Consider the following 23,976-nt stretch of genomic DNA (forward strand, 5'->3'; position numbering starts at 1 on the left):
CTACTGCGAGATCGACTTGAGGTATTCAGTCACGGCGTCCAGCTCCTCTTGCTTGCGCAGCCCGGCGAAGGCCATCTTCGTACCCTTCACGTAGTCGCGCGGTTTGGCAAGAAAGGCCTGCAGCGCCTCGGCGTCCCAGACGCCGCCCATCTCGGCCATGGTGCCCGAGTACTTGAAGCCCTCGACCGCGCCGATCTCGCGCCCGAAGACGCCGTCCAGATGCGGGCCCGCGGCCTTGCCGCCGTCCGTCTTGTGGCAGGCCTGACACTTGCGGAAGACCCGCTCGCCGGTCTCGACCAGATCCATGTCCAGCGCGGCGGCCTGCGCGGGTGCCGGGTCAACCGCCTGTGCGGGCTCTGCCGCATCGGCTGCGGGGTCCGCGGCGGCCTGCTCTTCCTCCGGGGCGGCGGGGGCCGCATCGGGCGCACTGGGTCGTGCTGGCGGGCGCCTCTTCGGACTCTTCCGGGGTCACGTCCAGCACGGTGGCGCGCATGGTGATCTCGACGCTGTCCTTGCAGTCGGTCATGCAGGGTTCCGCCCGCCACTGCCCGTATTCCGTCTCGGCCCGGTCATCGACGACGAAGCCACTGGGCGTTCGGCAGTTCGAAGGCGGGCAGCGTGTCCTGATCCAGAACGAAATCGTCCTCGATCAGGTCGTTGGAATAGAGGATGTAGGCCACGATGGCATAGGTGTCGTCGACCGACAGGCTCTGCGCATTGCCGAAGGGCATCGAGCGGTGAACGTAGTCCCAGACCGTCGAGGTATAGGGCCAGAAGGAACCCACGGTCTTCAGCGGATCCTCGTCGGCCAGCGTGCCGTCACCGCCCGCCAGCTTGGGCCAGTTGTCGACCCCCTCGGCAAAAGAGCCGTGGCAGACCGCGCAGGCCTCTTCGAACAGCGGCTCGCCGGTCAGCGCGTCGCCCGATCCCTCGGGCAGGCCGGTTCCGTCGGGGCTGACGTCCAGATCCCAGGCCGCGATCTCTTCGGGCAGGGCCGCGCGGCCGATGCCAAAGCGGGTGCCCGCGGCCTCGTCCGCCTGCGCGGCGGCGACAAGCCCGCCCTCGGGGGCTGCGGCGGGCGCCTCTGCGGCGGCCTGGACAACCGGCGCCTCTGCCGGGGCCTCGGCCTTCTGCACCGGGGCCGAGGGTTCGGGGATCGGGGCCGGCAGCGCGGTCATGCTGCGCGGGGTCGATGGCATCCCGGCCACCGTGCGGTCGGCAAAGTTGTAGGCGCCCAGAAGGGTCAGGCCAACGCCCGCCCCCACGCCCAGCATGAGATTAAGAGACTTCGACATTTTCGGCCTCCCCGCTGGCTTTGACGTGCCAGGTCTGGATGCAATTGTTGTGATAGATCGAGTTCAGCCCGCGCACCTCGCGCAGCTGCGCCTTGGTGGGCTGCACGTAGCCGGTTTCGTCCATGGCGCGGGATTGCAGCAGCATCTCTTCGCCGTTCCACGTGGTATCAAGGTAGAAGCGCGTCAGTGCCTTGTCCTCGCCGGGGGCCGCAAGGCGCGCGGTTTCCCAGGTCTTGCCACCGTCCTTCGAGACATCGACACGGGTGATCTTGCCATGGCCGGACCAGGCCATGCCGGTGATGACCAGCGGGCCGTGGCCATGGCTGATCGGCGCCTGCGGGCTGGGCGAGGTGATCACGGATTTGGCATCCATCACCCAGGTCCATTTGCGCGCGGTGCCGTCGGCCAGAACATCGGTGTATTTCGAGGTTTCCTCGCGGCTTTCGACGGGGCCGTCCATGACCTCGACCCGGCGCAGCCACTTGACCCACATGTTGCCTTCCCAGCCCGGCACGACGAGGCGCACAGGATAGCCGTGCTCTTTCCGCAGGGCCTCGCCGTTGGCCTTGAATGCCACCAGCACGTCGTCCATGGCCTTTTCCATCGGGATCGAGCGCCCGTTCGAAGAGGCATCCGCGCCCTCGACGTAGACCCATTTGTCCTTGAAGTCCCCGGCGGCATCCAGACCGGCCTCGGCCAGCAGGGTGCGCAGCGGCACGCCGGTGTATTCCATGTTGTGGATCATGCCGTGGGTGAACTGCGCGCCGTTCAGCTGCGCGCCCGCCCACTCCATGCCGGTGTTCGCCGCGCATTCGAGGAAGTAGACGTGCTGCTCGCGCGGGAAGCGTTCGAGGTCGGCGTAGGTGAAGACCAGCGGCTGATCGACCAGCCCGTTGATCATCAGGCGATAGTCCTGCTTGGCCAGTTCGATGGCACCCGAGTGGTGCCGTTCGAAGGCGCAGCCCTGCGGGGTGATGGTGCCGTCCAGCGCGTGGATCGGCGTGAAGTTGATCGAGGAAATCGTGTCGGCGGTCAGCCATTCCACGTTGCGGCGGACCACGTCCTCCTCGAAGCGGATCGGCAGCCCGTAGCGCGTGGCGTCCACCCCGTCGCCAAAGCCCCGGGCCCAGGGCTGGACCTCGGTGATCAGCGGGTCCGGCCCGGCGGCGCGGGCGCCTGTGGCGGCCACGGCCCCCGCCCCCATCGCGGCGGCGCTGGTCAGGAACTGGCGGCGCGAGGGGCCTGTCTTGTCCTTGTTCATCTGGCGTCCTTTCGCATCATGCCATTCATCTATGTGAATGGGATGGTGAAAAATGTGCGGCGGGGGCGCTTACGCGCCCACCACCTCGACGGAGTTGTTCGGGTCCAGGGTCACGGTACCCTGCTTGCGGATGTGATCCTCGACCACGTCCCAGATCATCGGGCCCTCGGTGCCCTCGTTGACCGAGGCCCAGCCCGCGACGACGTAGGATTTCGCCGGGTCGATGGCCTCGCCGGTCTTCAGCAGCGTCATGTCGCTGATGCGCTCGCCCTGCGGCTTGGTCACGTCGATGCGGTAGCCCATGCCACCGACGCGCACCATGTCGCCTCCCTGCTGGTAATAGGGATCGGGGTTGAAGATGTTGTCGGCCACGTCTTCCAGAACGACCTTGAGGAACTCGCCGGTCATCTCGCTGCGATAGGCCTCGCCGTAGGACATCGAGGTGACGCCCCAGATGTCCTCGCGGGTGATCGGATCGCCCGGGATCAGGCTTGGCCCCCAGCGCACGCCGGGGCTGAGCGCGATGTCGGCCTCGCGTTCCGAGATCAGCGCGTTGCAGATCAGGTCGTCCCATGTGCCGTTGAAGTTGCCACGGCGATACAGCAGCTCTTCGGTGGTGCCGATGACTTCGGTCAGCGCGTCCATGTGGGGGGCGCGCTGTTCCTCGATCAGCTTGGTCATCACCGGATCGGGGGCGATGACATCCGAGAAGATCGGGATCAGCTTGTGGCGGATGCCCATCATCGCCCCGTCGCGCACGTCCAGATCAACGCGGCTGACGAACTTGCCGTTGGACCCCGAGGCCACGATGAAGGTCTGCCCCACCTGCACCGGTTCCGGCAGCGCGTCATGGGTGTGGCCCGAGAGGATCACGTCGATGCCGGTCACGACCGAGGCCATCTTCTTGTCCACGTCGAAGCCGTTGTGCGACAGGCAGACGACCAGCTCGGCGCCCGCCGCGCGGACCTCGTCGACCATGGCCTGCATGTTCTCGTCGCGGATGCCAAAGCTGTATTCCGGGAACATCCAGCGCGGGTTGGCGATGGGCATGTAGGGGAAGGCCTGCCCGATCACGGCGATCTTCACGCCGCCGCGCTCGAAGAACTTGTAGGGCTTGAACAGCTCGGCGGGCTCGTCCCACTCGGCGTCGAAGATGTTCTGGCCAAGGGCGGCGAAGGGCAGGCCCTCCACCAGTTCCTGAACGCGGTCAGAGCCCAGCGTGAATTCCCAGTGGAAGGTCATGGCGTCGGGCTTCAGCCCGTTCATGGCATTCACCATGTCCTGCCCCTCGCTGTGGTAGCAGGTGTAAGAGCCGTGCCATGTGTCGCCGCCGTCCAGCAGCAGCGCGTCGGGGCGGTCAGCACGGATGGCGTTGACCACCGTGGACACGCGGTCCAGCCCGCCGACGCGGCCATAGGCCTGCGCCAGCGCCGCGAAATCGCCCGAGGACAGGGCGTAGTGCGAGGGCGAGCCGTCCTCGATGCCGTAGAGGCGGCGGAAGTCGGCGCCGGTGACATGCGGCACCTCACCCCGGTTCGGGCCGACGCCGATATTGACCGACGGCTCGCGGAAGCGGATCGGCACAAGCTGGGCGTGGATGTCGGTGACGTGGATCAGGCTGACATTGCCGTAGGTGTCGAATTGCAGAAGCTGGTCCTGCGTCAGCGCCTGCTGGGCGGCCAGACGGGACCAGCGGCCAAAACCGGAAGCGCCGTACAGCGCCGAGGCCGCCATGGACACCTGCAGGAAATCGCGTCTCGAGATCATGGGAGGGAGGCTTTCTATCTCAGGACACACATGCGCATGTGTGCATGGGTTTCTGTCGGGAAACCCCGCGCCAGCGAACCGGCGCGGGGCACCGGGATTACTGGCGGACCGCCGGGGTCTCGACGCTGAGGCCATTGCCGCGCGAGGCGACATACAGTTCCAGCGCGCGGAACTCGTCGGATCCTTCGGCGAAGGTTTCCGCCCGGGTGTCGCGGATGCAGCCCCGGAAGCGGTTGTGCTTCGAGATCAGCTTGGCCTGTTTCAGACGGTAGGTCGGGAAACCGTTGGTCTGGCCCTGCGACAGGTGATCGGCGCGGATGTAGTTGCCGTAGTTCTCTTCGTGGCAATTGGCGCAGGACAGTTCCAGCTGGCCGTACCGCGTGTAATACATCTCTTTGCCCTGCTCCCAGAAGGGGGCGGCGGGGCCGTCGATGGCCACGTTCATCGGCATGCCAAGCGACTGGTGGCCGATCAGCGACACCATGGCCTGCATCTCGCCGCCGGACCATTTCCAGGCCTCGGCCTGCATCCGGTCGGTGCGGCAGGTGTTCACGAGATCTTCCATGACCACGAGATTGCCGTCCGCGTCGACCTTCGGCATCTGCGTCGACAGGCCCTTGAAGGTGTCGACATCGCCGTGGCACGAGGCGCAGCTTTCACCGGCCTCGCCCTCGACCGTGCCCCACATGTCGATGGCCTGGTCGACGAAGATCATCGCCGGGTTGTCGAAGGTGTCCATTTCCAGCGCACTGGGTCTCGTCGGTGCGGAAGTGCCAGCCGGACACGACCTCGTCGATCCCGGTCTCGGCCATGTGTTCGAGCCGCGGCGGTCTTCGAGACCATCTCCTGCCCGTCGATCGTCAGAACGTCGTCGTCGGCGCCACCGGCCAGGACCACGGGCGCGGCAAGCAATGCGGCCACTGCCGTCAATGCCTTGATTTTCATAGGTTATCCCTCCCTTATGGCTGATCTGCCCCGCGCGGATGGCGGGGCAGACGGCTGTTCCTAGACGGAGATCGGCTTCACTTCCTCGTAGACGTCGCCATCGTCGTCGTACCAGGTGAACTTGAACTCGCCGGCCTCGGGAACCGTGGCTTCGAATTCGAAGTAGGGGTTGGTCGAGATCGACGGCGCCATGACCACGTCGATCACGTTCTGCCCGTTGAAGTCACAGGTGAAGCGGTTGATGATCGAGCGCGGGATCAGGTTGCCGTCGCCGTCCTTGCGCTGGCCCGATTCCATCGGGTGAGAGATCAGCGTCTTGATCGTGATCACATCACCGGCAGAGGCCGACGAGGGAACCTTGACGCGGGGTTTAACTCCGGATGCCATATTGTCGTACTCCTCTACTCAGCCGCCGCAGCCGCCGATGGTGACCTTGACCGTTTTCGTGGCCGTGACGTAGCTGCCGTCTTCCATCTTGGCGATGGCCTGCACGTCCTGCGTTCCGGCCAGACGGATGCGGGTCGACGCCGCGCGCGACCCGGCCAGCGGGCCGAAGCGGAAGGTGCCGACACCGGGCGTCGGGTTGCCAAGCGCGAAGATCCGCACCTCGACCGCGCCGGGCGCGTCGAAGGCGATCGGCACGGTGTTGCCGTTCTCGGCGATCTCGGGCGCGGTCAGGGTCAGGTCGCCCTCGCCCGCGCTGGCACCGGCGAGAAACTCGTCCGGCGTGCCCACCGCCTCGGCGTCCGGGTCGGCCTGTGCGAAGGCCCGCAGGGGCAGCAGCGCCGTGACGACGGCGGCGCTCCCCATGGCCGAGGGTCTCACGTCTCGTGAAGTCCATTTGGGTTCTCCTATGCGGTGGGTGTCAGCCTTCCTGCAGCGTCAGCAGGAAAGCGACAACGTCTTCGATCTGTTGTGCCGACAGGATCGGCGGAAGGTCTCCGGATGCGGCCTTGCCGGTGTAGGCATCGCCCGGGCGGATGAAGCCCGTGGTCTTGTAGAAGGCCGGCATGACCGTGTCGGGGAAGGTCATCTTGGCATTGGCCACGATGCCGCGCAGTTCCTCGGCAGAGCGGTAACCGCCGACGCCCGAAAGCGGCGGGCCGACCTCTCCCTGAAAGGCGATGTCCGGGTACTGCTCGACCACGTGGCAGGCCACGCAGTTGCCCTGCGACCGCTGCGAGAAGACCTGCATCCCGCGTTCCGCATCGCCCGCTTCCGCGGTCAGGGGCGTCGCCACCTCTCCGTATTCGCTGTAGGATACGTCGGTCGGCGCGACGTCCTGCGCCCAGACCGCTCCGGCGGTCAGTGCCAGCGCCGCTGTCAGTGCTGTAAGCTTCATGTTCCCTCCCTAGGCTTGCGGACCCTCGACGGGGGCCTTGGCTCGCATCGGCTGCTGCATACCGTAGAACACCGCCCCCCGGTCACGCAACAACAAATTCACGGATGTGAATTATTGAGGCCTTCGGATCGGTCTCAATCGGTCTTCCCGTTGTCCCGCTCCTGGATCCGTCGCGCATGATAGCGCTGGAAATCCTCGTCCCCGTCAAGCTCATAGCGCTTTTCCTGGACCCAGGTGAGCATGTCGATGGTCGTGCCCTTGCCGAAGGCGCCCGGCATCACCGCCACGGCCGCCTGCGGCGCCGTCGCCTCGGCATCCACCTCTTCGGGCAGGAACATCATCGTCGGCGTGAAAAGGATGTTCCACTTGCGCGCCATGTCCTTCTCGGACAGCGATTCCCCGTCGAAGTCGGTCACCTCGATATCCCCATGCAGGTTCAGCTGCACGACGAAGTAGTTTTCGTCGATGTAGTCCGAGACCATCGGGTCGGTGAAGACCTCCTCGTGCATCTGCCGACAGTAGATGCAGCCGCGCTGTTCGAACAGCAGGACAAGCCGCTTGCCCTCGGCATTCGCCTCGTCGAGATCCTCGCGCAGGTCCTTGAAGGTGTCGCGCATCCACGGGCTTTTGAACAGCCCGTCGTCGCCCATCTCTGCCGCCGCCAGCGGCAGGGCGATCACGGCGGCCAGCGCCGCGCCGATCCAGTGTCTCATGCCTTTCCTCCTCTTAACTCAGGGATGACCAAGCCGGGAAGGTCTCAAGCATCCATTGCCCGATCACGTTCACCGTATCCGTCACGATCAGGATGGCAAACACGATGAGCATGGCGCCCATCACCTTCTCGACATATTGCAGCTTGTCGCGGTGGCGCGCCGTCCAGCGCAGGAAGGGGCCGGAGAACAGCGCCGCGACAACGAAGGGCGCGGTCATGCCGATGCCGTAGACCAGCAGCAGAAGCCCGCCGCGCCAGATGTCGCCCATGCCGCTGGCGATCATCAGGATCGAGGCCAGCGCCGGGCCCACGCAGGGCGTCCAGCCAAAGCCGAAGGCAAGGCCCATCAGATAGGCGCCCAGGGCGGTCGTCGGCTCTGCCTTGCTCTCCAGCTTGGCCTCCCGGTAGAGGAACCCGATGCGGATGACGCCAAGGAAATGCAGGCCGAAGACCGTCAGGATCGCCGCCGCGACCCATTGCAGCTCGTCCATCCAGGTGGCGAAGGCCTGCCCGACCGCCGTCGCGCCCATGCCCAGCAGCACGAAGATCGTCGTCACCCCCGCGGCAAAGAACAGCGCCGAGAGAATCAGCCGCCGCTGGGCGCCCGGCGCGATGCCCTCGTCCGCGCGCAGTTCCGACATCGAGATCCCGGCCATGTAGCACAGGTAAAAGGGCACCATCGGCAGGATGCAGGGCGTAAAAAAGCTGAGAAGTCCGGCAATGGCCGCACCTGCGAAGGAAATATCGAGCAAGGGGGGCGCCTTTCCTTGTAGAATTCACATATTCAGATTAAGTAGTTCGAGGACAGAACGTCAATCGGTGTTGCGATGAAGTTGATCCCGTCCGTCTGCGGTGCCCTCGCGGCTGCCTGGCTGGCCCTGCCCGCCTTGGCTGGTGACCTGCGCCTGGTGATGGTCGAGCAAGCCGGATGCGCCTATTGCGCCGCCTGGGACGACGAGATCGCCCCCGCCTACCCCAAGACCGCCGAGGGCCGCTTTGCGCCGCTGGTCCGGGCCGACCTGCACAGGGGCCCGCCCGAGGGCGTGACCTATGCCCGCCCGGTGCTGTTCACGCCCACCTTCATCCTCGTCGACGACGACGGCACAGAGATCGCGCGGATGGAAGGCTATGTCGGTCAGGATTTCTTCTGGCCCGTCTACTCGAAACTGCTTCAGGACAAGACCGATTATGACCCAGCAACGCATTGACGAGGCCGCTGCGAAGACCTCGCTTCCGGTTCTCGACAAGGACCTGAGCGATGCGGAACTCGACGTGATCGTGGACAAGGCGACCCGCGCCTCGGCCTTCCTGAAGGCCATCAGCCACGAAGGGCGGCTGATGATCCTGTGCCACCTCGTCTCGGGCGAAAAATCGGTGACGGAACTCGAAGAGCTGCTGTCCGCCCGGCAGGCCGCCGTCAGCCAGCAGCTGTCGCGCCTGCGGCTGGAAGGGCTGGTCGTGCCCCGCCGCGAGGGCAAGGCGATCTACTACCGCCTCGCCGACGACAAGCCGCGCAAGATGCTGGAATGCGTCTACGAGTTGTTCTGCAAGGACGATTGATCGCGACGCTTGCTGAAAGCGGAATGCGTCGACATAGTCCGGTTGCGGCGTCTGTCAGGAGGAGGGCACGGCGTGCTGGGTCCATGGACCGATTTTCACGACATGGCAGCCATCGGTCTGGCCAGCGGCATCCTGCTGGGGCTGGCCGCGCGGCTGGGCCGCTTCTGCACGCTGGGCGCCATCGAGGATGCGCTCTACGGCGGCTCGACGGTGCGACTGCGCATGTGGGGCGTGGCCGTCGGGCTGGCGATCATCGGCAGCTTCGGCCTGATGGGCGCGGGGCTGCTGGACGGGGCGAAGACCTATTACCTGTCGATCCGCTGGATGCCCCTTGCTTCGGTCGCGGGCGGGCTGATGTTCGGCTACGGCATGGCGCTGGCGGGCAATTGCGGCTACGGCGCGCTGGCCCGGCTGGGCGGCGGCGACCTGCGCAGCTTTGTCATCGTGCTGGTCATGGGGGTCTCGGCCTTCGTGGTGCTGGCCGGGCCGCTGGCGCCGCTGCGCGACATGCTGTTCGAACAGGCCGATGTCACCTCTGATCCGCCGCCGGGCATCGCGCATCGGCTTGGCCTGCTGACCGGGCTGCCCACGGTGCCGATCGGCATGACGCTGGGCGGTCTGCTGCTGCTGTTTTCGCTGGCCTCGCGCCCGCTGTGGCAGAAGCCCTCGGCGATCCTCTGGGGCGCGGTGGTGGGGCTTGGCATCGTGGCGGGCTGGGCCGGGACCTCCTGGGTCGCCGCCCGCTCTTTCGAGGCCTTGCCCGTTGTCTCGCACAGCTTCTCGGCACCGATGGGCGAGACGATCCTGTGGTTCATGACCGGCTCGGCGCGCGCCGCTCAGCTTTGCCGTCGGCTCGATTGCCGGGGTCTGGACCGGGGCCTGCCTTGGGTCGCTGATCAAGGGGCACTTCCGCTGGGAGGCCTGCGAGGACCCGCGCGAGCTGCGCCGCCAGATCTTCGGCGCGGCGCTGATGGGCGCGGGCGCGGTGACGGCGCTGGGATGTTCCATCGGTCAGGGCCTGTCGGCCTTCTCGGTGCTGGCGCTGTCCGCCCCGGTCACCTTCCTGGCGATCTTCGCGGGCGCGGCCATCGGGCTGCGGCAGCTGATCATGGGCTTCCAGCCCGCCGAGTAGCCGGCGGGCGGCGGCCCTGACACGGACGGACAGGACCGCGCCGCAACAGGGATCGCACCCTTGCACCCGGCGCCCGGGCGGCACATGGTCCGCGCAACCGCGGCGCGAGGCAGCATGTCAATCAGAACCGGACCCCGGGGCCTTGTGGCTCTTCTCTATGCCGCAGGCCTCGGCGCGGCGGCGCAATTCGCCAAGCTGGCCGCCGGGTTCACCGCGCTGGAACAGGCCTACCCCGAGGCTGGCGCGGGGCTGGGCCTTGCGGTCTCGCTGATCTCCTTCCTTGGGGTCGCGCTGGGGCTGCTGGCAGGCATGATCGTGGCGCGGCTGGGTTTCCGCAGGATGCTGCTGGCGGGGCTTCTGCTGGGCGCGGGCATGAGCCTTGTGCAGGCGCTGCTGCCCGCCATGCCGCTGTTCATGGCCTCGCGCCTGATCGAGGGCGCCTCTCACCTTGCCATCGTCGTCGCGGCGCCGACGCTGATCGCCGAGATCACCGACGACCGGCAGCGCCCGGTGGCGATGGCGCTGTGGTCCACCTTCTTCGGCACCGGCTTCGCGCTTTTTGCATGGTTCGGCACGCCGCTGGCCCAGACCCATGGCCCCGCCGCCCCGATCCTCTTGCAGGCCGCATGGATGCTGGCCGTGGCGGCGGGGGTGGCCGCGATGATCCCGCGCCGCATGATCGCGCCGCCGCCCGAGCCCTTCAGCCTCGGCCTGATCCTGCGCCGCCATGCAGAGGTCTACCGCTCGCCGACCATGGCCGCCCCGGCGCTGGGGTGGCTGTGCTACACGCTGACCTTCGTCTCTGCGCTGACGCTGCTGCCGCGGCTGGCGCCGGGCGCGCCATGGCTGGCGACGGTGCTTCCGCTGGCCGGGATCGTGCTGTCGCTGACGCTGGTCGCGCAGCTGCTGCGGTATGTGCCCGGGGTGCAGGTGGTCATGGCCGGTTTCGGCCTGTCCGCCTGCGTGGTCGCCCTGCTGGCCATGGCGCCCGGGTCGGCGCTGTTGTGGATCGCGCTCTTCGCCGTGCTCTCGCTGGCACAGGCGGGCAGCTTCGCCGCCATCCCGCAGCTGGTGGACGACCCACGAGAGCGCGCGCTGTCGAACGGGGCGGTGGCGCAGATGGGCAACCTGGGCAACCTCGCCGGCACGCCGATCCTGCTGGCGGTCCTGTCCGCCGGAGGTCAGGGTGCGGGGCTGCTGTTTCTGGGCATCTGCTACGCCGCCGGTCTGGCTCTGCACCTGGGCCTTGCGGCCCTCAGGGCAAGGGCGCCGCGGGCGGACTGATCCGCCAAGGCCGCGCCGAAGTGGATGGGACAGGGGCTGCCACCGCCGCCCCCGCCGCCCGCTCTCAGGACATCTCTGCCAGCCGCGCGACGTAGCGCGCCAGCGTGTCGATTTCCGGGTTCACGCGGTCGCCCACCGCGACCTGCCCCCATGTCGTCACCGCCTTGGTGTGCGGAATGAAGTTGATCCCGAAGGAACAGCCGTCGACCTCGTTCACCGTCAGCGATGTGCCGTTCAGGGCAACCGACCCCTTGGGCGCGATGAAGCGGGCCAGCTCCTTGGGGGCCTCCAGCGTCACGCGGGTGCTGTCGCCTTCCTCGGCCATGGCCGTGACCACCGCGACGCCGTCCACATGCCCCGAGACGATGTGCCCGCCCAGCTCGTCGCCGACCTTCAGCGCCCGTTCAAGGTTGACCCGGCGCCCCGGAGCCCAGCTTTCGAGGTTGGTCTTGGACAGGGTTTCGGCGCTGACATCCATGTCGAACCAGTCCGGCCCCAGATCCACGACCGTCAGGCAGACGCCGTCACAGGCAATCGAGGCGCCCATGTCGATCGTCGCGGTATCATAGCCCGTCGCGATCCTTGCCCGGAGATCGCCGCGCTTGTCCAGCGTGCGGATCTCTCCCATGTCGGTTACGATTCCGGTGAACATAGGCCTTGCCCCTCGATTGGCGGTCCGGCCATAGTTTCGCCGATATCGACCGCTAGGATTGATGCGCAGCACAAGGCATTAATTCGACACCATGAGTTACGCAACCGGAGAGAAACGCGTTTTCCTGTTCCTGCAGGGACCGCACGGGCCGTTCTTCAACCGGCTCGGCGCGATGCTGCGCCGCACCGGCGCGCAGGTCTGGCGCGTCGGTTTCAACGCCGGTGACCGCGCCTTCTGGTTCCACCCGAAAAGCTACCTGCCCTATCGCGGCACGCAGGCTGAGTGGCGCGCATGGTTCACCGACCTCCTGGCCGAAAAGCAGGTCACCGACATCGTGCTTTACGGCGATGTCCGCCCGATCCACGCGCAGGCGGTGGAAGAGGCGCGCGCCCGGGGCCTGACGGTGCATGTCTTCGAAGAGGGTTACATGCGGCCCTACTGGGTCACCTACGAGCGCGGCGGCTCGAACGGCCATTCGCGCCTGATGGACATGAGCGTCGCCGACATGCGCCGCGCGCTGGAACTGTCGGACATGGAGGCCCCCCTGCCCCCGGGCCACTGGGGCGACATGCGGCAACACATCTTTTACGGCGCGCTCTACCACTGGTTCGTGATGTTCCGGAACGGCGATTACCGCAACTTCCGACCGCACCGCTCGCTGACCGTGGTGCAGGAATTCGCCCTGTACCTGAAACGACTGCTGCTGATGCCCTGGACATGGGCGGGACGGGTGCTGGCGACCCAGCGCATCCGGCTGGGCGGCTTCCCCTATCACCTTGCGCTGATGCAGCTGGAACACGACCTCGTTCCAGAAACATTCCCCCTTCGGCACCATGCCCGAGTTCCTGACCATGGTGATCGAGGGCTTTGCTGAGGGCGCGCCGGGCCACCACCACCTTGTCTTCAAGGCCCACCCGCTGGAGGACGACCGCGCCAATGTGCGCGGCGCGATCCGGGCCGCCGCGCGCAGGCTGGGCGTCGCCGACCGCGTGCATTACGTGCGCGGCGGCAAGCTGGCGCAGCTGCTGAACGACGCCCGCAGCGCGGTGACGGTGAACTCCACCGCCGCGCAGCAGGTGCTTTGGCGCGGCATTCCGCTGAAAGTCTTCGGCAACGCGGTCTATGCCAAGCCAGAGTTCGTCTCGACCCAGCCGCTGCCAGAGTTTTTCGCCCAGCCCACGCGTCCCGACAATAAGGCCTACAAGGACTATCGCCGCTATCTGCTTGAAACCTCTCAACTTCCCGGCGGGTTCTACTCTGCCCGCGGGCGGCGCCAGCTGTTGCGGCAGGTGGTCGACATGATGCTTGTGCCCGACGATCCCTACGATGCACTTTCGCGCGGGACCGCGGCGCCACGGCAACAGTTGCGCGTTGTGCGCTAGGACCGCAGCCCCGCAAGACTGGCTTTTGAACCCGCCCTCTGTCAGGGTCGGGGAAAAATATCGAGGCAGAACAATACAGGTCGAGGAGACCGAGCAGTGAAACACTCCCCCTCCCGGTGGGCGCGGTCCGTCGCCCTGCTGGCCGCGGTGTCGATTCTGGCATCTTGCGGCCTGCCCCGCGTTGGCCCCAACAAGCGCGAAATCTACGCCGGTTCCGTCCAGCGCGAGGGTGACGCCTTCATCATCGCCATCAACGACCGTGTGACCCGCGTCACCGCCCTGACCCCCGCGCTTGGCTTTACCGAGGACTTTCTGAACGCCGGCGTCGTCGGGTCCGACACCATCCGCCCCGGCGACACGCTGGGTCTGACGATCTGGGAAAACGTCGACGACGGCCTGCTGGTGCCCTCGGGCGGCAATGCCACCGCGCTGGAAGAGGTGCAGGTCGACGGCTCGGGCTTCATCTTCGTGCCCTACGCGGGCCGTATCCGCGCCGCGGGCAACACGCCCGAGCGCGTTCGCCAGATCATCACCGAGAAACTGCAGGACCAGACGCCCGACCCGCAGGTGCAGGTGCGCCGGGTGGCGGGCGACGGATCGACCGTCAGCCTTGTCGGTGCCGTCGGCGGTCAGGGCATCTATGCCATCGAACGGCCCACGCGCACGCTGTCGGCCATGCTGGCCCGCGCCGGTGGCGTGACCATCGAGCCCGAGATCGCGCAGATCACCGTGCTGCGCGGCAATGCCAAGAGCAAGATCTGGTTCCAGTGACCTCTACGACAACCCGCAGTTCGACATCGCGCTGCGCGGCGGCGACCGCATCCTGGTGGAACAGGACACCCGCGCCTTCACCGCGCTGGGGGCGACCGGCGCCCAGTGCCCGCGTGCCCTTCGAGTCCGAGTCGATTTCCGCGATCGAGGCCATTGCGCAGGTCGGTGGCCTGACCGCCACCGCCGCCGACCCGACCGGCGTCTTCGTCTTCCGCAACGAGCCCGCCGAGATCGCCAATCAGGTGCTGGGCCGCGACGACCTGATCGGCGCGCAGCGCATGGTCTACGTGCTGGACCTGACGCAGCCCAACGGCATGTTCATGGCGCGCGACTTCGTCATCCGCGATCAGGACACGCTTTACGTGACAGAGGCGCCCTTCACCCAGTGGAACAAGACGATTGCCGCCCTGACCGGCACGCTGGGCGCCGTGACCACCATCACCTCGGCAGCCGAAACATTCGGCGGCGCCGGGGGCAGCTGACGGCCTTGAACAACGATAACGAGGGACAGGCCAGCGCCGGGAGAGAGATCTCCCGGCGTCTTTTCGTCTACAACGCGGGTTTCCGGGTCCGGCGCCTGCGCCGCATCCTGGCCCTGGACGGCTGGCGACTGGCGCTTGGGCGGCCTTCGGCGGGGGATTTCGTCGGCGTCTGGGGCCAGTCGCCCTATGCCCATCGCGGCGAGGCCATGGCCGCCCGCACCGGGGCCGGGCTGGTCCGGGTCGAGGATGCCTTCCTGCGCTCGCTTCACCCCGGGCGAGCCGGCGAACCGCCAATGGGCCTGCTGATCGACCGGACGGGTGTGCATTTCGACGGGCGCGCGCCCTCCGATCTCGAAGACCTCCTGAACACCCATCCCCTTGACGACACGGCGCTTCTGGACCGCGCACGCGGCGCCATGGCGCGCATGCAAGAGGCGCATCTGAGCAAGTACAGCGCCACCATCACGGATGCAGAGCCCCCGGCCCCCGGCTACGTGCTGGTCGTCGATCAGACACGCGGCGATGCCTCTGTCACCGCCAGCCGCGCCGACCGCGCGCGCTTTCTGGAAATGCTCTTCGTCGCGCGCGAGGAAAACCCCGGCGCGCGCATCCTTCTGAAAACCCACCCGGAAACCGGGGCGGGCTTTCGCCCCGGCCATTTCGGCCCCGACGATTGCGGCGACAGCGTGCAGCTTTACGACGGGTCGCTGTCGCCCTGGCTGCTGCTGGACGGTGCGACGCGCGTCTACACGGTATCCTCGCAGATGGGCTTCGAGGCAATCCTTGCCGGGCACAGGCCGCGCGTCTTCGGCACGCCCTTCTATGCGGGCTGGGACCTGACCGCCGACGAAGAGACCCTGCCCCGCCGCAGGCGGCGCCTGACCAAGGCGCAGCTCTTTGCCGCCGCCATGATCCTCTATCCGCGCTGGTTCGATCCGCATCGGGATCGCCTCTGCGCGCTGGAGGACGTGCTGGGCGCGCTGGAGGCACAAAGCCGGGCCTGGCGCGAGGACCGGCGCGGCTGGGTCGCCTCCGGGATGCGCCTGTGGAAAAGACCGCATCTGCAAAAGATCTTCGGCCAGTCCAGTGCGGATGCGCTTCGAAGATGATGTGGAGAAGGCGCGCGCCCTTGCCGCCACGACCTACCGCCGCCACATGGCCTCGGGCCTCGAAAGCGGCGGACGACACCCTGCGGGTCGAGGACGGCTTCCTGCGGTCCCGGGGCCTGGGCGCCCGGCTGACGCCGCCGCTTTCACTGGTGCTGGACGAGCGGGGCATTTACTACGATCCCAGCCGCCCCTCGGACCTGGAAAGCCATATCCGGCGACGCAGCAACGCCATCCGACCGGACCAAATCGAACGTATTCACAGAGTTATACAGCGCCTTCTGGCCTCCGCCTTGTCCAAATACAACCTTTCCGGCGATCTCCCCACCCTGCCCGCCGGACACCGCATTCTTGTGCCCGGGCAGGTCGAGGACGACGCCTCGATCCTGCGCGGCAGCCCCGATCTGTACCGCAACGCCGACCTTTTGCGCCGCACCCGTGAGGCCAACCCAGACGCGGTCATCCTGTGGAAACCCCACCCCGACGTCGAAGCGGGTTTGCGCAAGGGCGCGGTGCCAAACCCCGGGGAATGGGCCGATGTCTTGTTGGAAAATGTCAATATCGGCGCCCTTCTGCCCGAGGTGCAGGAGGTCTGGACGATGACCTCCCTGACCGGGTTCGAGGCACTGTTGCGCGGCTGTCGGGTGACGACCTTCGGCGCGCCCTTCTACGCGGGCTGGGGCCTGAGCCGCGACCTGGGCCCGGTTCCCGCCCGGCGGCTGGGCGGGCCGCGCCCGGATCTTGCCGCGCTGGCGCATGCCGTGCTGATCGACTACCCGCGCTACTTCGATCCGGTCACCGGGCAAGCCTGCGCCATCGAGGTGGTCATCGACCGTGTTCAGGACGGCTCTTTGCCCTCAGCCGGGATCCCCAATCGAAGCCTGTCGAAGCTGCAGGGGCTCTTTGCCAGCTACAGCCATCTGTGGCGCGGCTGAGGTGCTCCGCAAGGCAATCCGTCCATCCGCCTGACGAATAAGTTGTTTTCAGGTTTATCCACAGGCCGGAAAGGCCTTTGAGAACACCTGAACAGGCGCGCCTAACCCACGTTGACCAAAGGGAAACTAGGCAGCCTCGTCCCGCCGCCAGACGTGGTGGATATCGCTGCCTTCCGTTACGACATCCACAAGCTGCAATCGGGGCGCCACGGCCAGCGACGGGATGCCCATGGCGCCGACCCCGGGATGGCCTTCCGCACCCAGCACGAGGCCCGCGGTGAAGACGTGCAGCTCGTCCACCAGATCGGCCGAGAGCAGCGATGCGGCCAGCTGCCCACCGCCCTCGCAGAAGACCCGGGTCAACCCCTCGCGACCCAGCGCCTGCAGCAGCGCCACGGGATCGACTCGCCCGGCCTCGACCGGGCAAGAGATCAGCCGCGCGCCCAGCCCGGTCCAGGTCTGCGCCAGTCCAGCGCGGGTGTCGGGGCCGTGACACAGCCAGACCGGCACCGCGCGCGCGGTCTGCGCCAGCTGCGACATCAGCGGCAGGTCGATCTGACGCGAGACCACGACACGCACCGGCTGGCGGCGTTCGCCAAAGCCGCGCACCGTCAGCTGCGGATCGTCGGCCCGTGCCGTTCCGGCGCCTACCATCACCGCATCGTGGCTGGCCCGCAGCCCGTGAACCGCCCGGCGCGCCGAGGGTCCGGTGATCCAGCGGCTTTCGCCCGAGGCGGTGGCAATGCGCCCGTCCAGTGTCAGGGCCAGCTTCAGCGTCACCTGGGGGCGGCCCTGCGCGACGCGCAGGAAAAATCCGGCGTGATCGCGCAGCGCCTCTTCGGTCAGGACGCCGGTCGTCACCGCGATGCCCGCCGCGCGCAGCGCCGCGAAGCCCTTCCCCGAGACGCGCGGATCGGTGTCCGGCACCGCCGCGACAACCCGCGCCACGCCGGCGGTTATCAGCGCCTGCGTGCAGGGCGGGGTCTGGCCGTGATGCGAGCAGGGTTCCAAAGAGACATAGGCGGTGGCGCCGCGCGCGGCCTCTCCGGCCTGGGCCAGTGGCCTGCGGTTCGGCATGGGGCCGCCCGCCCGGCGCCGTCCAGCCGCGCCCCACCACGCGGCCCGCCTTGACGATCACGCAGCCGACGGCGGGATTGGGCCAGCACTGCCCCATGCCCCGGCGCCCGAGCGCCAGCGCATGCGCCATATGGCGGGTGTCCGCGACGGTCACTTCTCTGCCCGGCCCTCGGGCCGCAGCTCTGACACGAACTTGTCGAAATCGTCGGCGGCCTGGAAGTTCTTGTAAACACTAGCAAATCGGACGTAGGCGACGGTGTCGATGCGGGCCAGCGTCTCCATCACGATCTCGCCGATCATCTTCGAGGGAATGTCCGTTTCACCCATCGACTCCAGCCGCCGGACGATGCCGGAAATCATCTGGTCGATGCGCTCGGGATCGATGGGGCGCTTTTGCAGTGCGATGCGGATGGAGCGTTCCATCTTGTCGCGGTCGAAATCCTCGCGCCGGCCATTGGTCTTGATCACCACGAGATCGCGCAACTGCACACGTTCATAGGTGGTGAAGCGCCCGCCACAGGCCGGGCAGAACCGGCGCCGGCGGATCGAAACGTGATCCTCGGCGGGCCGCGAGTCCTTCACCTGGGTGTCGATATTACCGCAAAACGGGCAGCGCATGGGCCGTCCCCCTCGTTTTTGTCTGCTAGTCTCTGCCTCTGGTCGTGAGGTTTGCCCACTTATCCACAGCCACTATAGGGCCGCTGCCAGACCTTGGGTAGGGGGAAATGCCGCCGCAAGATGCTGAGGCCGAAATTCCGGGACAGGCAAGGGCGCGGCGCGATCTACTGTCCGCGCGGGTCGGCAGTGTCGGCATAGTCCGGCCCGGCGACGATGCTGGCCTTCAGCGCCCCTTCGCGCTTGCGCATCCATGCCTCGATCTCGTCCGCAGAGGGATTGTTTTCCGCGATCCAGTCAAGGCACCATTTCATCTCTTCGATCAGGGCGGCCTCGTCCACGCCCTCCAGCGAACGCTCGGGATCGTCCCAGCGCGGCCCGCCCAGATAGACCGCCGCGAACATCAGCTTGGCCTTCTGCGGCGGCGTGCCATTGACGATCAGCGCCTCGTAGAACATGCGGTGGACCTCTTCCCGTGGGCGGGTCTGCCATGTCTCAAGCCCCTCGTTGCCGACGCCGCAATAGGCATCATGCAGGGCTGCGGCCATCAGGTATTCGCGGCTTTGGCGATCCCCGACAAGGGGCGCGAAGATCGGTGGAATGGTCGCGCCGTCGGTCAGCGTCTGCGGCGGCGCGGTCCAAGTCTCGCCCTTCGCGTCGAGAAAGTCGATCTTGGCGCTGGTGGGCAGAAAGGCGTGGTGGAAGTTTTCCAGGAACACCGGCGCGCCGGCCATCTGCAGCGGCCCGCCGACAAAGCGGCAGCGGGTTTCGTCCTCGGGCGCGTCAAGGCAGCTTTCGGCAACCTGGATCGCGGTGCGCGCGATGTATTCCGGCAGGCCGATCACGGCCCCCGCCACACCGGCCGCCGCCATCAGCGCGCAGGCACCGAGCGCCCGTCCTGATATGATCCGTGTCTTGGTCATGGGTTTGGCGTTTGTAGCAGCAGACGACATGCGGTCGAGGATAACAGGCCGGGGCGCCCCACCCTATGGCGGAATACCCAACCCGGCGACGCGGGCGACACTGGGCGCTTTGCCGGGTGGCGTCAAGCGAGGTGGGCCAGAACCTCGCGGCGGTGCGCGGCCCGGCGGTGTTCGAACAGGTAGATCCCCTGCCACCTGCCCAGCCCCAGCCGCCCGTCGATCACCGGGATCGACAGGGACACCGGCAGCAGCGCCGCCTTGATATGGGCCGGCATGTCGTCGGGCCCCTCGTAGGTATGGGTCAGGTAGGCCATGGCCGGATCGTCCGAGGGCGGCACCAGACGCTCGAAGAAGGCGCGCAGGTCCGCCTGCACCTCGGGGTCGGCGTTCTCCTCGATCAGCAGGCTGGCCGAGGTGTGGCGGATGAAGAGCGTCAGCAGCCCCGAACCTTCGACCCATTGCGCGACCTGGGGCGTGAACTCGTAGAGGCCCGCGCCGCCTGTCGCGATGTTAAACCGGGTCTGTTTCAAGAATCGTCCTCCTGTCGGGGCAGTGGTGGCATCGCAAGTGGGCCAACGCAAAGAAAAACCCCCGGAAGCCTGCGCTGCCGGGGGTCTTTCGGGTTCGGGGTCGCCGGTCTTACTGATCGAGGAAGCTGCGCAGCTTGCGCGACCGCGAGGGGTGCTTCAGCTTGCGCAGGGCCTTCGCCTCGATCTGGCGGATCCGTTCGCGCGTGACGCTGAACTGCTGGCCGACCTCTTCCAGCGTGTGGTCGGTGTTCATGCCGATGCCGAAGCGCATCCGCAGAACCCGTTCCTCGCGCGGGGTCAGCGACGACAGCACGCGGGTCGTGGTTTCCTTCAGGTTTTCCTGAATGGCGGAATCCAGCGGCAGGATCGCGTTCTTGTCCTCGATGAAATCGCCCAGCTGGCTGTCTTCCTCGTCGCCGATGGGCGTTTCGAGAGAGATCGGCTCCTTGGCGATCTTCATCACCTTGCGGACCTTTTCCAGCGGCATCTGCAGCTTTTCCGCCAGCTCTTCCGGGGTCGGCTCGCGGCTCGATCTCGTGCAGCATCTGGCGGCCGGTGCGGACCAGCTTGTTGATCGTCTCGATCATGTGCACCGGGATGCGGATGGTGCGCGCCTGATCGGCGATCGAGCGGGTGATGGCCTGACGGATCCACCAGGTCGCATAGGTCGAGAACTTGTAGCCGCGGCGGTATTCGAACTTGTCGACGGCCTTCATCAGGCCGATGTTGCCTTCCTGGATGAGGTCGAGGAACTGCAGCCCGCGGTTGGTGTATTTCTTGGCGATGGAGATCACGAGGCGCAGGTTGGCCTCGACCATTTCCTTCTTGGCCTGCCGGGCCTCCTTCTCGCCCTTCTGGACCTGCCCGACGATGCGGCGGAATTCCGAGATGTCGAGACCGACGTACTGGCCCACCTGCGCCATGTCGGCGCGCAGCTCCTCGACCTTGTCCGAGGAGCGTTCGATGAACATCTGCCAGCCCCGGCCCGGCTTTTCGGCCATACGCTCCAGCCAGTTGGGGTCAAGCTCGTGGTTGCGGTACTCGTCGACGAATTCCTTGCGGTTGATGCGGGCCTGGTCGGCCAGCTTCACCATGGCGGAGTCGATGGACATGATGCGCTTGTTGATGCCGTAAAGCTGGTCGATCAGCGCCTCGATGCGGTTGTTGTGCAGGTGCAGGCCGTTCACCAGCTCGACGATCTCGGACCGCAGCTTCTGGTACATCGCCTCGTCGGTCGCGTCGAAAGAGCCGTCCTCGTTCAGGGTCGCGCTGATACGCGAATCCTGCATCTCGGCCAGGCCTTCGTAGTCGCGGGCGATGCGGTCGAGCGTTTCCAGCACGCGCGGCTTCAGCGCGGCTTCCATCGCGGCAAGCGACATGTTGGCCTGCTCGTCGTCGTCATCGTCGTCGTCGTTGCGGATCGGGTTGCCGTCGGCGTCCAGTTCCTGCTGGCCCTGTTCGTTGCCCTCGGCGGGCTTGGCGGCGGGTGCGACAGTGCCGGTGGCGACCACCGGCTCGTCAAGCTCGCCGTCCTCGCCCATCTGGTTGCCGAAGGTGGTCTCCAGGTCGATCACGTCGCGAAGAAGAATGTCCTCGGACAGAAGTTCGTCGCGCCAGATCGTGATGGCCTCGGAAGGTCAGCGGGCTTTCGCAGAGCCCGAGGATCATGGTGTTGCGACCGGCCTCGATGCGCTTGGCGATGGCGATCTCGCCCTCGCGGCTGAGCAGTTCGACAGAGCCCATCTCGCGCAGGTACATGCGCACCGGGTCGTCGGTGCGGTCCAGCTTTTCGGTCTGGCCGGAACCCAGCGCGACCTCACCCGCCTTCTTCGTCTCGACGAGGTCGGTCGTGCCCTTGTTGTCGTCGTCCTCGGCCTCTTCCTCTTCGGTGACCTGGATGCCCATTTCCGAGAGCATCGACATCACGTCCTCGATCTGGTCGGACGAGACCTGATCCGGCGGAAGCACCTGGTTCAGCTGATCGTAGGTGATGTAGCCGCGTTCCCGCGCCTCTGCGATCATCTTCTTGACTGCCGCCTGGCTCATGTCGAGGCTGACGTCGTCGTCCTGAACATTATCGGGCTTGGCGTCTTCGTTGTCCTTGGCTGCCATGCGGCTCTCCTGATTCGGGATAGCGGGCGATTCGAATTGATTCTGACTCAATACCGCGATTGAGTGATCTCGCACACCCGTCTAACCCGTTTTTCTTTACCTGTTCGTCACCGTGAAGACGCTATTTGCGCCCTTTCTCGAACTTGATGGACGCGAAAAGCGAATCACGCCGCTTCAGCTCATCCCTATCCAGATGCGCCCCGTTGGGGGCAACCTCGTATTCTCCGCTGCCCTCGTCGTTCAGCTTGCCCGCCCGGGCGCGGGCGATAGAGGCTTCGCGCAGGCGCCAGGTCAGCGCCTCGTCGGCGAGATCCTCCAGATCCTCCTCGGCTTCTTTCAGCTCCGCCTGCCAGCCGCGCCGCGCTTCCAGCTTTGCCAGTTCCTCGGCCACGGTCATACGCGCGGTCTCGGGGTTGCCGGGTGCACGAATGCAGGGGATCACAGCCACATGGCGTGCCCCCAGCAGGGTTTCAAGCCCCTCGGGCCCGATTGCCTCCATCGCGGCGTCATTCATGCGGTCGGGATCGGCGGCGGCGCGCAGGATTGCGTCGCGCAGGACGGCATGGTCGGGATCGCTGCAGGGCATGTCCTCGAGCTGATGCTCGAACTCCAGTGCGATGCCCGGCGCGGAAAGCACGGCGGCCAGGATCACCGCCTCGCGCAGCCGCTGTTCGGCGGCCTCGTCGCCGGTGGCGAGGAACGACGCCTTGGCGGTCGGGCTGGGCGGTTGCGGTGGCGGCGGCGCGCCCCGTGCCCGTTTCTGGAAGGGACGGCCCTGCCCGCCGCCCTGCTGTTGCTGCGGCTCGCCGCGCGCGGAACAGCTGCCAGCGCAGCTCCTTGATTTCCTCGCCGTAGTGGCGCCGCAGGCCCGGATCCTTGATCTGCGCGATGCGGGCGCGCAGCGACTTGTCCAGCGCCGCCTTGCGTTCGGGGCTGTCGAAGACCTTGCCCTCGGTCTCTTGCCGCCAGAGCAGCGCGACCATGGGCATGGCCTCGTCCAGCACCTTGGCCACCGCCTCGGGCCCCTCCGAGCGCAGCAGGTCGTCCGGGTCCTTGCCCTCTGGCATGACGGCGAAGCGCAGGCTCTGGCCCGCCTCCATCAGCGGCAGGGCAAGGTCGATGACCCGGTAGGCGGCGCGCAGACCCGCCTTGTCGCCGTCCAGCGCGATCACCGGCTCGTCGGACATGCGCCACATCAGGTGCAGCTGCGGCTCGGTCACGGCGGTGCCCAGCGGCGCCACCGAAGAGGCGAAGCCCGCTTCGGACAGCGCGATCACGTCCATGTAGCCCTCGGCCACGATCAGCCGCCCGCCGCGTCCACAGGCCTCGCGCGCGGGCGCCATGTTGTAGAGGTTGCGGGACTTGTCGAACAGCAGGGTTTCCGGCGAGTTCAGGTACTTGGCATGATCGTCCGGGTCCATCGCCCGCCCGCCGAAGGCGATGGCGCGGCGCCGCCCGTCGCGGATCGGGAACATGATGCGGTTGCGGAAGACATCGTAGGGCGCGCGCCCCCTGTCGGATTTCTTGACCAGCCCGGCAGCCAGAAGCAGATCCGGCGACACGCCCTTGCCGACCATGTGCTCGCGCAGGCTTTCCCAGCCCGGCGGGGCAAAACCGATCTCGAAGCGGTCCAGCGCGGCGGCGTCCAGCCCCCGGCGGGCAAGGTAGGCGCGGGCCTCTTCGGCGGCGCGGGTCTTCAGTTGCAGGCGGTAGAACTGCACCGCCTGCTCCATCACCTCGGCCAGCTGGGTCCGCTCGTCGGCCTTTTCCTGCGCCTTGGGATCGCGGGCGGGCATCTCCATCCCCGCCTCCTCGGCGAGGATCTCGACCGCCTCCATGAAGCCGACGTTCTCTGTCTCGCGCACGAAAGAGATGGCGTCGCCCTTGGCGTGGCAGCCGAAACAATAGTAATAGCCCTTGCGGTCATCCACATGAAAAGACGCGGTTTTCTCGTGGTGAAAGGGACAGGGCGCCCAGAGGTCACCCTTGCCGGGATTGGACTTGCGCTTGTCCCACAACAGCTTGCGCCCGGCCACGTGGGACAGGCTTGTGCGGTTGCGCAATTCATCAAGAAATCCGGGTGGGAGGCTCAT

Annotated in this window: 15 protein-coding genes and 9 pseudogenes; 8 read left to right on the forward strand and 16 right to left on the reverse strand. The window is 66.9% G+C overall.

Annotated elements, in window-relative coordinates; translation table 11 throughout:
- The 9 genes and pseudogenes from ABFB10_RS23975 to ABFB10_RS04185 all read right to left on the reverse strand — a co-directional run bounded on the left by ABFB10_RS23975 (position 1) and on the right by ABFB10_RS04185 (position 8,074).
- Positions 1-1,295 (reverse strand): annotated as a pseudogene (locus tag ABFB10_RS23975) (c-type cytochrome).
- Positions 1,279-2,556: a sulfite dehydrogenase gene (gene soxC, locus ABFB10_RS04150; RefSeq protein WP_347165538.1), complete on the reverse strand. Its 1,278-nt coding sequence runs from the start codon at positions 2,554-2,556 to the stop codon at positions 1,279-1,281. The pseudogene ABFB10_RS23975 and the gene soxC overlap by 17 nt, the downstream one beginning before the upstream one ends.
- A gap of 69 nt (positions 2,557-2,625) precedes the next feature.
- The gene (gene soxB / locus ABFB10_RS04155; protein ID WP_347165539.1) at positions 2,626-4,323 is read right to left on the reverse strand and encodes a thiosulfohydrolase SoxB; all 1,698 of its coding nucleotides are present in this window, start codon (positions 4,321-4,323) and stop codon (positions 2,626-2,628) included.
- A gap of 97 nt (positions 4,324-4,420) precedes the next feature.
- Positions 4,421-5,268, reverse strand: a pseudogene (soxA, locus tag ABFB10_RS04160) (sulfur oxidation c-type cytochrome SoxA).
- Positions 5,269-5,328: 60 nt separating this feature from the next.
- A complete protein-coding gene (gene soxZ, locus ABFB10_RS04165) occupies positions 5,329-5,655 on the reverse strand; it encodes a thiosulfate oxidation carrier complex protein SoxZ (RefSeq protein ID WP_347165540.1) in 327 nt (108 codons plus the stop codon).
- Between the two features lie 18 nt (positions 5,656-5,673).
- A pseudogene (gene soxY, locus ABFB10_RS04170) lies at positions 5,674-6,109 on the reverse strand (thiosulfate oxidation carrier protein SoxY).
- A 24-nt stretch (positions 6,110-6,133) separates the two neighbouring features.
- Positions 6,134-6,610, reverse strand: a complete 477-nt coding sequence (gene soxX / locus ABFB10_RS04175) for a sulfur oxidation c-type cytochrome SoxX (protein ID WP_206564621.1) — start codon at positions 6,608-6,610, stop codon at positions 6,134-6,136.
- Between the two features lie 134 nt (positions 6,611-6,744).
- Positions 6,745-7,323: a thioredoxin family protein gene (locus tag ABFB10_RS04180; RefSeq protein ID WP_347165541.1), complete on the reverse strand. Its 579-nt coding sequence runs from the start codon at positions 7,321-7,323 to the stop codon at positions 6,745-6,747.
- A gap of 13 nt (positions 7,324-7,336) precedes the next feature.
- Positions 7,337-8,074 (reverse strand): cytochrome c biogenesis CcdA family protein, encoded by a 738-nt coding sequence (locus tag ABFB10_RS04185; protein ID WP_206564623.1) that lies wholly within the window; start codon positions 8,072-8,074, stop codon positions 7,337-7,339.
- A gap of 75 nt (positions 8,075-8,149) precedes the next feature.
- On the opposite strand from ABFB10_RS04185, the gene ABFB10_RS04190 reads away from it, so the two are divergent.
- The 4 genes and pseudogenes from ABFB10_RS04190 (at position 8,150) to ABFB10_RS04205 (ending at position 11,298) form a co-directional block, all read left to right on the forward strand.
- On the forward strand, positions 8,150-8,530 hold the full coding sequence (locus tag ABFB10_RS04190; RefSeq protein WP_347165542.1) for a thioredoxin fold domain-containing protein: 381 nt from the start codon (positions 8,150-8,152) through the stop codon (positions 8,528-8,530).
- The gene (locus tag ABFB10_RS04195; protein WP_023851821.1) at positions 8,511-8,882 is read left to right on the forward strand and encodes an ArsR/SmtB family transcription factor; all 372 of its coding nucleotides are present in this window, start codon (positions 8,511-8,513) and stop codon (positions 8,880-8,882) included. The genes ABFB10_RS04190 and ABFB10_RS04195 overlap by 20 nt, the downstream gene beginning before the upstream one ends.
- 102 nt (positions 8,883-8,984) lie before the next feature.
- A pseudogene (locus ABFB10_RS04200) lies at positions 8,985-10,014 on the forward strand (YeeE/YedE family protein).
- Positions 10,015-10,128: 114 nt separating this feature from the next.
- The gene (locus tag ABFB10_RS04205; protein WP_347165543.1) at positions 10,129-11,298 is read left to right on the forward strand and encodes an MFS transporter; all 1,170 of its coding nucleotides are present in this window, start codon (positions 10,129-10,131) and stop codon (positions 11,296-11,298) included.
- 64 nt (positions 11,299-11,362) lie between these two features.
- Here ABFB10_RS04205 and ABFB10_RS04210 read toward each other — a convergent pair whose 3' ends face one another.
- Positions 11,363-11,950 (reverse strand): riboflavin synthase, encoded by a 588-nt coding sequence (locus ABFB10_RS04210; RefSeq protein WP_347165544.1) that lies wholly within the window; start codon positions 11,948-11,950, stop codon positions 11,363-11,365.
- Between the two features lie 91 nt (positions 11,951-12,041).
- Between ABFB10_RS04210 and ABFB10_RS04215 the strand changes: the two are divergent.
- The 4 genes and pseudogenes from ABFB10_RS04215 (at position 12,042) to ABFB10_RS04230 (ending at position 16,626) form a co-directional block, all read left to right on the forward strand.
- Positions 12,042-13,332: pseudogene (locus ABFB10_RS04215) on the forward strand (capsule polysaccharide biogenesis protein).
- Positions 13,333-13,428: 96 nt separating this feature from the next.
- Positions 13,429-14,585 (forward strand): annotated as a pseudogene (locus tag ABFB10_RS04220) (polysaccharide biosynthesis/export family protein).
- 5 nt (positions 14,586-14,590) lie between these two features.
- Complete coding sequence (locus tag ABFB10_RS04225) at positions 14,591-15,694, forward strand: capsular polysaccharide export protein, LipB/KpsS family (protein ID WP_347165545.1); 1,104 nt, start codon at positions 14,591-14,593, stop codon at positions 15,692-15,694.
- A 20-nt stretch (positions 15,695-15,714) separates the two neighbouring features.
- Positions 15,715-16,626, forward strand: a complete 912-nt coding sequence (locus ABFB10_RS04230; protein WP_347165546.1) for a capsular polysaccharide export protein, LipB/KpsS family — start codon at positions 15,715-15,717, stop codon at positions 16,624-16,626.
- Positions 16,627-16,752: 126 nt separating this feature from the next.
- On the opposite strand, the pseudogene ribD reads toward ABFB10_RS04230, so the two are convergent.
- From ribD to dnaG, 6 genes and pseudogenes are all read right to left on the reverse strand, one after another.
- A pseudogene (gene ribD, locus ABFB10_RS04235) lies at positions 16,753-17,833 on the reverse strand (bifunctional diaminohydroxyphosphoribosylaminopyrimidine deaminase/5-amino-6-(5-phosphoribosylamino)uracil reductase RibD).
- A 20-nt stretch (positions 17,834-17,853) separates the two neighbouring features.
- Positions 17,854-18,321, reverse strand: a complete 468-nt coding sequence (gene nrdR, locus ABFB10_RS04240; protein ID WP_347165547.1) for a transcriptional regulator NrdR — start codon at positions 18,319-18,321, stop codon at positions 17,854-17,856.
- A 164-nt stretch (positions 18,322-18,485) separates the two neighbouring features.
- A complete protein-coding gene (locus tag ABFB10_RS04245; protein WP_347165548.1) occupies positions 18,486-19,241 on the reverse strand; it encodes a DUF1353 domain-containing protein in 756 nt (251 codons plus the stop codon).
- A 122-nt stretch (positions 19,242-19,363) separates the two neighbouring features.
- Positions 19,364-19,771: a secondary thiamine-phosphate synthase enzyme YjbQ gene (locus tag ABFB10_RS04250; RefSeq protein WP_347165549.1), complete on the reverse strand. Its 408-nt coding sequence runs from the start codon at positions 19,769-19,771 to the stop codon at positions 19,364-19,366.
- 109 nt (positions 19,772-19,880) lie between these two features.
- Positions 19,881-21,883: pseudogene (rpoD, locus tag ABFB10_RS04255) on the reverse strand (RNA polymerase sigma factor RpoD).
- A gap of 121 nt (positions 21,884-22,004) precedes the next feature.
- Positions 22,005-23,976 (reverse strand): annotated as a pseudogene (dnaG, locus tag ABFB10_RS04260) (DNA primase).

Origin of the sequence: Ponticoccus litoralis (genome assembly GCF_039769985.1) — a bacterium.
Taxonomy (GTDB): domain Bacteria; phylum Pseudomonadota; class Alphaproteobacteria; order Rhodobacterales; family Rhodobacteraceae; genus Ponticoccus; species Ponticoccus litoralis.